Source organism: Gilvimarinus sp. F26214L, from assembly GCF_054401055.1.
The window spans coordinates 300,428-308,472 of the sequence record NZ_JBTIYG010000005.1; the positions used below are offsets into that span (position 1 = coordinate 300,428).

Genomic DNA, 8,045 nt, shown 5'->3' on the forward strand with positions numbered 1-8,045 from the left:
GGGTTAGGCCGCAGGCCGTAACCCAACAGATTGCCCCGCGCGTTGCAACCGGCTACCGATGTCAGCTTTGCTGGTTGAGCGAAAACAGCAGTCGCGCCGACAGCAGCAATAATACCCCACCCATGAGGCGGTCCAGCCAGTAAGCAAAGCGGCTGAACAAACGCCGCACCGGAGGGAGGGTAAAGAACAGGGCGAGGCTGGTGAACCAGGCGGTGGTGGCAGCGGCCAGGTAGAGCCCGTAACCCGCCTGTATCAGCGCCGGTGTGTCCGGACTGATGACCACGGAAAACAGTGCGACGAAAAAGAGAGTTGCCTTGGGATTCAAAACATTGGTGAAAAAACCCAGGCGAAAAGCGGCTGCGGCACTCTGGGTCTGCCCCTCACCCGCCGCCACGTGAAGTGCACCGGGGCTCGAACGCAGAGCCTGGATTCCCAGCCACGCCAGGTATGTGGCGCCGATGATTTTCAGAACCGTAAACAGAGCCACGGATTGCTGTATCAACAGGCCGATGCCCAACAGCGAATAGCTTACGTGGACAAAAATCCCCAGGCCAATACCCGCTGCCGACAACAGGGCGTTACGGCGCGACTGCACCAGCGCCTGGCGCACCATGATGGCGAAATCCGGACCGGGGCTGGCAACTGCCAGCAGGTGTACAACAACAATGGTCAAAAACTCGGGCCAATAGGCTCCCACAAGAACTCCTCAAGCGTTTCGAAACAGGAGGGCATTCTATTCCTCCCCGTCCCAGTAATCACGCCGATCCTTAAGATAGCCCACGAAGTCGAACTTCCGTTTGCCGTCCCGCTTGTTCATCACCAGAAATTTTCCGCTGTCCGGATATTCGCAGACCTCCGTCTCTGCCTTGCTGGAGAGCGCCAGATAGCGCAGAACCGTGTCCCCGGTATTCGTAAGCTGGTGGGCGTACTCCGGCCCGCCGCGGGGGGCCCCCAGCACGTCGCCGGCGGTTACCGGATAGCTGTGATTCCCAAAGCGGTATTCACCACGCCCTTCCAGGATCACGAACATCTCGTCTTCGACCCGATGCACATGGAATGGACAGGCCGATTTGCCCGGAGGAACCTCTGTGCAGACGGCGCCTATCTGGGTCAGCTTCAAGGGCTCGCTCAGGTACGCATCCCTGCTTTCGTAGCGTTCGCCGTGCTTGAAAGGTTCGTAGGCAATTCCATTCAGCGAAAGCACAGGTTTGAAGGTGTCGGACATTTGACGAAGCCCCTGGTTATTTTCCGTTGTGGCTGCCCGTTCGGTTCAGCAATTCGCGCAGGGCCTGCAGGTCCACTGGTTTGACGAGGTGGGCGTCGAAGCCGGCCTCCTGGGAGCGTCGGCGATCTTCCGCCTGCCCCCAGCCGGTGAGCGCGACCAGGAGTATATCCCGGCCCCATTGCTGGGCACGAATTCGGCGCGCGGCGTCATAGCCGTTCAGGCGCGGCATGCCCAGGTCCAGCAGGATAAGGTCGGGCTGAAATGCTCCGGCCGCTTCCACCGCTTCCAGGCCGTCGTGGGCGGTGCGCGTCTCGTGGCCCATCAACTCCAGCATAGTGGCCATGCTCGACGCCGCGTCACGGTTGTCATCAACCACAAGGATGTGCCGGCGGCTGTCCGGCTCTGTGCTCTGGTCGCCGGTCGAGAGTGCCTGTTCCTGCGGCTCGGTCATCGCCGGCAGATGAACCACAAACTCGCTGCCCAGGTTCACGCCCGGACTATGAGCTTCGACGGTGCCGCCGTGCATTTCCACCAGGCCCTTCACCAGCGACAGGCCGATGCCGAGACCGCCCTGGGCCTGCTCCACCGGGTCGCCCTGGGTAAACATGTCGAACACCTGATCGAGCAGCACGGGCGGAATTCCGATACCGGTGTCCCGTACCCGCACCAGCACTGTCTCGCCGCTGTGTTCCGCCGTAATCCAGATCTGGCCCCGCTCGCCCGTAAATTTCGAGGCATTGTTCAGCAGGTTTGCAAAAACCTGGGCCATGCGGGCCGGATCCGCGTCGATGAAGACTGCTTTGGAGGGCAGATTCACTGTGAGCTTGTGCCCCGCCTGCTCCAGAAGCGGACGGCAGCTTTCCACCGCCTGATCGATCACTTCGCTGACCGGTACAACCTGCTTGCGGAGCTTGACCTTGCCCCGGCTGATCCGGCTGAGGTCAAGCAGGTCGTTGATCAGGTGAACCATGTGCGCGAGCTGTCGCTCCATGATTGCCCGCGCCTCGCTCATGGCTTGGGGATTGTCGGCGGCAAGGCGCATCACCTCCAGGCCGTTGCGCAGGGGAGCGAGGGGGTTGCGCAACTCGTGGGCCAGAGTCGCCAGGAATTCGTCTTTGCGGCGATCCGCTTCCTTGAGCGCATCCTCCGCGGTTCGCTGTTCAGTGATATCGGTGTTGGTTCCGAACCAGCGGATCAACTGGCCGTCGCGGAAAATCGGCGTAACCCGGGTCAGGAACCAGCGATACTCGCCATCAGCGGAGCGCACCTCGAAAGTGTGCTCCCACGGCTCACCGCTCTGCCAGTGTTCGCGGGCTGCGGCGGCGATCTGTTCGGCGCGTTCGGGCCGCAGGACCCTAGTCCAACCCCAGCCCCGCACATTGTCCAGATCGCTGCCTGTGTATTCATACCAGCGGCTGTTGTACCAGAAGATCCAGCCGTTCGGGTCCGCCATCCAGGCCAGTTGGGACATGTTGTCCGCCAGGGTGCGAAACCGTTCTTCACTTTCGCGCAGCGCCCGCTCAACGGTCTTGCGCTCCGTGATATCGATGTTGATGCCGCTGATCTTGCGCGCGTCGCCGTGCTCGTCCCGGTCCACGCGGCCAAGGGCCAGCAACCAGCGCTCACCCAGTTCCGGGTGAAGGATGCGAAACTCCTGCTGGTATTCGAAAGCCTCCGTGGTGGGACGACTGAGAAAGTTCTGCTGGACCCATTGCCGGTCTTCCGGGTGAACGCGGTCGATCCAGTCCCGGAAGCTGGGGCGCTGGTCCGGCGCAAACCCGTAGAGTTTGAGAAACTCCTGGCTCCAGAACGTTACGCGGGACTGAACATCGATGCTCCAGGCGCCGGCTTGTGCACCCTGCAAGGCCAGCCGAAGCTGCTCTTCGCGCTCGCGCAGCGCCTGCTCCATGCGGCGGCGGTCCGTGATGTCCATTCCCACTGATTGAACCTCTGTGGGCCGGCCGTCCTTGTCAAAAGCGAGCGCCTGGCTGGTCCAGATGGTCCACCGCTTTCCCTGATCTGTTTCCAGGTGATTTTCGATCTGCACCTGGCGATTATCCGGCCTCAGTCGGGCCAGCAGTTCGCGCACAGCGGGCCGGTCCTCCGCGCTCACGAACTGCCAGAAGCTCGTGCCCTCAAGCGCTTCGGGGGTTGATCCGAAGGTCCGCGCGTAGGCGCGGTTGGAAAAATAAATCGTACCTTCCGGATGAAAGCGACACACCATTTCCGCCTGCCCTTCGACAGTGGCGCGATAGCGCTCTTCGCTGCGCAGCAAGGCCAAGTTGGTGGCCTCCCAATGACGGGATTCGGCCCGGGCCGATGCACGGGTGAGCACCTGCTTGACCGCATTGCGCATCAGGAGGAAAAAATTCTCGCAGCCTGGATCCAAAGGACGGCGCGGGTTGACACCGAGCACCATCACCGCGGAAGGCGCGTGCGGGCCGGCTACATCCACTGGCAGAACCATGGCTTCACGGATGGGTTCGGGAAAAGGCCCACAGGAGAATGCGCCCAGGCGTTCCATCACATCGCGCACGGGTACAGGTTTCTCGCTGCGGACTGCCACGGCAAGCGGCCATGCCACCTCGTCGTCATCATTCAATTCGACGATGCGGGGCATCAGCGCTTCGTCGTGCAGACCGGTCGCGCCCGCGAGCGTGGCAGTGCTGCACTCGCTGTCCAGCAGGTAGAGCAGCGCAAAGGGAAGGTCGAGAGTTTGACCCGCGAGGCCGGCGGGAAACCAGTGATGAATGGTGTCAAAGGAATCCGCATCCGCGGTATTGGCGATGAATTCCTTCAAGGCATAGAGACGCCGTTCAGACAGTGCCGTTTGCGTCACGTCGCTGGCTGCAAAAAAAGCGCCCTCCACCCTGCCCGATTCACCGGTCAACGGGGTCAGGTTCACCGTATAGAAACGCTCTTCGATGCCTGTATCCGTGAGCGGGTAGAGGCGCTGAGTGTGGTTCTGGGATTGCCCGGCCAGCGCGCGCTCGAACGCGTCAACAGTTGAGGCCCACACGTGCCTGCATTGCTCCAGCGGTTTACCCAGCAGTTGCCAACGCCCGGAGGGCTCGCTGCAAAGCTCGGCAAACGCCTCATTGAAGATGAACTGGCGCTGCGCGCCCCACACTACGGCACCAGGGGTGTTCATTGCCAGGCAGAGATTGACTGCGGCGCGCAAGGTTTGCGGCCAATGTTCAACTGCGCCGAGGGTCGTGTTGGACCAGTCCAGCGATGCGATTTGCTCCGCCGCTTCGCCGCGGGTGGTGATCCAGTCCGCGGCGGGCGGTAGCCGATCAGGGGGTTGCAGTTTCACAGCATTCGGCACCGTTCGTTTGAACTTCAATGGAACCGGAGTGACTCATCAACGACTGCAGGACGGCCCGAAACAGGGGCCCCGCAATCCCGAACGCGACATTCACGGCGATCTCCGGTTGCAAAACGCCAGGCGGACAAGCAGGCTGTATTTGTTGCATGTCAAAGCACTATATTCCGCCAAGGGGAAAATTCCAACTGAGGTAAGGCCCAATTCAGCGCCTGAACTCCAAACTCACTGCCACGAACAAGCAAAAGGCGCAGTACAATTTCGTTTTCATAACTCAACAATCCAAGGAGTTCTTTCTATGGAACAGCAAGCCTGCCAACGCATCATCCTCGCCAAGCGACCGGAGGGCATGCCGGATGAGAGTCACCTGAAACTTGAATCCGCGCCCATGCCCACGGCAGACGACGGGCAGGTGTTGCTGCGCACCATTTATCTTTCGCTCGACCCTTACATGCGCGGGCGCATGAGCGCCGCTCGCTCTTACGCGCAACCCGTGGAAGTGGGGCAAGTAATGGAAGGCGCCACCGTGTGTGAAGTGGCTGAGTCCCGCCACCCGGACTGGAAAGCGGGTGACCTGGTGCTGGCCCATACGGGCTGGCAGAGCTGGGCCGCGGTGTCACCGAAAGGGCTGCGCAAACTGGATCCGGCCATTGCCCCCATTAGCACTGCGGTGGGTGTACTGGGAATGCCCGGCTTCACCGCTTACGCGGGCCTGAAGGAGTACGGCCGACCGAAAGCCGGCGAGACGCTGGTCGTTTCGGCGGCCAGCGGCGCCGTCGGCCAAGTGGTGGGGCAAATGGGCAAGGTGCTCGGCTGCCGCGTGGTGGGCATTGCGGGCGGTCCGGAAAAATGCGAGTTCATCAAAGATGAGCTGGGCTTTGATGCAGCCGTGGACCACCGCAGCCCCAGCTTTGCGGAAGACTTGAAAGCCGCCTGCCCCGACGGCGTGGACATCTACTGGGAAAACGTCGCCGGCAAGGTTTTGCTTGCTGTGCTGCCGCTGTTCAACGATTTCGCGCGCATTCCTGTGTGCGGGCTGATCGCATACTACAACGCCAGTGGCGTCGAGGAAGGACCGGACCAGCTTCCCGGTTTCATGCGCGCTGTACTGACCCATCGCCTGTCCATCAATGGTTTCATTCAGTTCGACCTGCCCCAGCACCGGGAAGGCTTCATGAAGGACATGCCACACTGGGTGCAGGAAGGCGATGTGCGCTATCGGGAGGACATCGTCGAGGGACTTGAGAACGCTGTGAGCGCCTTCCAGGGGCTGCTCAGCGGCAAAAACTTCGGCAAGCTGCTGGTGCAGGTGGGAGAGGACCCGACCCGTTAAATCCGGTTGTGTCGGGCGCGCCTTGGGGTGGCTTATGTGCGGACAAGTGATACCGGCTCCCAACTGAAGCCGAGGCCTTCGATCTCGCCACGCAATTTCCGCATGCCTGCGTCCACCTGGGAAGGTGCGCCGCGCAGGCCAAGTTCCAGCTGAAAGCGACCGCCTATGGAACCGGGCAGGCAGGACAAACGCAGCTCCGGATGCTCGAGCACGAAACGCTCCATCAGCGGAATCACGTCGCTCTCCCGCGCGTCCCAGACATTGATGGCTTCTTCCCCGATCCGCCCCGGCGCCTGCAGATTCCCGTAGCGGTTGTCCAGCACCCATTCGATCATGGGCCAGGCCATGCTGGGAAAGCCCGGCATGAAATGGTGATCGCGCAGGGAAAAACCGGGCACCCGGTTGACCGGGTTGGGGATGATGGAAGCGCCCTCGGGAAATTCCACCAGACGCAGGCGCTGGGGAGTAAGCTCCGTCTCGTTGAAGCGCGCTTGCATTTCGCGGCGCCCTTCGGGATGGACCGCAAGGTCCAGGTCCAACGCCGCAGCGGCACATTGGCGGGTGCGATCGTCGGTGGTGGCGCCGATGCCACCGCAACTGAAAACAATGGAGTCGCTGGCAAAGGTCTGGCGCAGGTTTTCCGTCAATATCGCCCCGTCGTCGCCCAGAATGCGTACCCAGGCGAGCTCCAGCCCCCGTGAGTCCAGCATCTCGATCACCCTGGGCAGGTGCTTGTCCTGCCGTTTGCCCGACAGAATTTCATCGCCAATGATGAGCAGACCAATGTGCTGCATGGTTCCACCTTTTGTTGCTGTGTGCGGCTATTGCTGTGTACGGCGCAGTATAAACGGAGGGCAGCAAAAGCTGGAGCTGGCCACTGCGCTTTTTGGAGAGGGGCTGCTATCCTTGACTGAACAATAATCATTGCGAGGCAACACGATGAGCGAACAATCGACACAGCTGGTGGACGTCCTGGCGGCGCACCGCTTTGATGAGGCGGCACTGGCGGATTACCTGGCCGGGGTCATGCCGGAGCAGTTCACCGGCCCCCTGCACATTCGCCAATTCCAGGGCGGTCAAAGCAACCCCACCTTCCTCCTGGAAAGCGGCGGCAGCAAGTATGTGCTGCGCAAGAAGCCGCCGGGCAAGTTGCTGCCTTCCGCGCATATGGTGGAGCGGGAGTACAAGGTCATCGCCGCCTTGAAGGACACGCCGGTCGCCGTTCCGGAAGCACTGCACCTGTGCGAGGACGCCTCCGTCATCGGCACCGCGTTTTATGTCATGCGCTTTGTGGAGGGGCGGGTTTTTCCCCATCCCCGCCTGGAGGACCTGGCTCCCGATCAGCGTCGCAACGCGTTCCGCGCCGCCGCCCAAACCCTCGCCCATCTGCATCAGGTGGATTATGAAGCCGTGGGCCTGAGCGACTTCGGCAAGCCCGCCAACTACATTGCCCGGCAGATCGATCGCTGGAGCAAGCAGTACGAGGCCTCGCGCACTGATCACAAGCCCGCTATGGAAGAGCTCATGAGCTGGCTGCCGAACAACATCCCCGAGAATGCCGAAACCACCATCGCCCATGGCGACTTCCGCATGGGCAACCTGATGTTTCACTCACAGAAGGAAGAGGTGGTGGCAGTACTGGACTGGGAGCTGTCCACCCTCGGTCATCCGCTGTCCGATCTCGCCTATTGCTGTATTCCCTACACCCTGCCCATCGATACCCCCGGGCTGGGCGGCCTCAAAGGCCTGGATCTGAAAGCACTGGGCATTCCCGAAGAGCAGGAATTTGTGGACATGTATTGTGCGGCCCGGGGCCGCGACGGCGGGATTGATCGATGGCCTTTCTATAGTGCCTTTGCCCTGTTCCGCCTGGCGGCCATTCTGCAGGGTGTGTACAAGCGGGCACTGGATGGCAATGCGGCCAACGCGGACGCCCTGGAAGTGGGCCAGCGCGCAGGCCTCCTGGCGGAGGCGGCAATGGAGCAGGCGCAGAAGCTGTAGCTTGTTGGGTTACGGCCTGCGGCCTAACCCAACCTACACGGCGCAACGCAGATGCCGATCTAATCTGAGTGCGTAGGTTGGGTCAGCGAAGCGTAACCCAACATGGCCACCTAACCATCAAAATCGAAAACGCTTGGGAAGGCGTGTTTTACCCGGTCCGG

General features: G+C 61.5%; 6 protein-coding genes. 2 read left to right on the forward strand and 4 right to left on the reverse strand.

Annotated elements, in window-relative coordinates; all coding sequences use genetic code 11:
• Positions 1–61 precede the first annotated feature (61 nt).
• Genes ACURWW_RS08080 through ACURWW_RS08090 form a run of 3 tightly spaced genes read right to left on the reverse strand, consistent with a single transcriptional unit; the run spans position 62 to position 4,541 of the window.
• Positions 62–697 (reverse strand): LysE family transporter, encoded by a 636-nt coding sequence (locus ACURWW_RS08080; protein ID WP_445616296.1) that lies wholly within the window; start codon positions 695–697, stop codon positions 62–64.
• Positions 698–733: 36 nt separating this feature from the next.
• Positions 734–1,225 carry a cupin domain-containing protein gene (locus tag ACURWW_RS08085; protein WP_445616297.1) on the reverse strand — a complete coding sequence of 164 codons (492 nt, stop codon included), beginning with the start codon at positions 1,223–1,225 and terminating at the stop codon, positions 734–736.
• A gap of 16 nt (positions 1,226–1,241) precedes the next feature.
• The gene (locus ACURWW_RS08090) at positions 1,242–4,541 is read right to left on the reverse strand and encodes a PAS domain S-box protein (RefSeq protein WP_445616298.1); all 3,300 of its coding nucleotides are present in this window, start codon (positions 4,539–4,541) and stop codon (positions 1,242–1,244) included.
• A gap of 307 nt (positions 4,542–4,848) precedes the next feature.
• Here ACURWW_RS08090 and ACURWW_RS08095 point away from each other — a divergent pair, with 307 nt between their 5' ends.
• The gene (locus tag ACURWW_RS08095) at positions 4,849–5,883 is read left to right on the forward strand and encodes an NADP-dependent oxidoreductase (protein ID WP_445616299.1); all 1,035 of its coding nucleotides are present in this window, start codon (positions 4,849–4,851) and stop codon (positions 5,881–5,883) included.
• A 32-nt stretch (positions 5,884–5,915) separates the two neighbouring features.
• Here the strand turns inward: ACURWW_RS08095 and ACURWW_RS08100 are convergent, their stop codons facing one another.
• Entirely contained in the window at positions 5,916–6,677 is a 762-nt protein-coding gene (locus tag ACURWW_RS08100; protein WP_445616300.1) for a competence/damage-inducible protein A, read from the reverse strand.
• A gap of 145 nt (positions 6,678–6,822) precedes the next feature.
• On the opposite strand from ACURWW_RS08100, the gene ACURWW_RS08105 reads away from it, so the two are divergent.
• Positions 6,823–7,884 (forward strand): phosphotransferase, encoded by a 1,062-nt coding sequence (locus tag ACURWW_RS08105; protein ID WP_445616301.1) that lies wholly within the window; start codon positions 6,823–6,825, stop codon positions 7,882–7,884.
• Positions 7,885–8,045: the final 161 nt, after the last annotated feature.

Bases quoted from the DNA above. Each gene is read 5' to 3' on its own strand.
- ACURWW_RS08085 (WP_445616297.1), bottom strand. From the start codon at position 1,225: ATGTCCGACACCTTCAAACCTGTGCTTTCGCTGAATGGAATTGCCTAC.
- ACURWW_RS08095 (WP_445616299.1), top strand. From the start codon at position 4,849: ATGGAACAGCAAGCCTGCCAACGCATCATCCTCGCCAAGCGACCGGAG.
- ACURWW_RS08100 (WP_445616300.1), bottom strand. From the start codon at position 6,677: ATGCAGCACATTGGTCTGCTCATCATTGGCGATGAAATTCTGTCGGGC.
- ACURWW_RS08105 (WP_445616301.1), top strand. From the start codon at position 6,823: ATGAGCGAACAATCGACACAGCTGGTGGACGTCCTGGCGGCGCACCGC.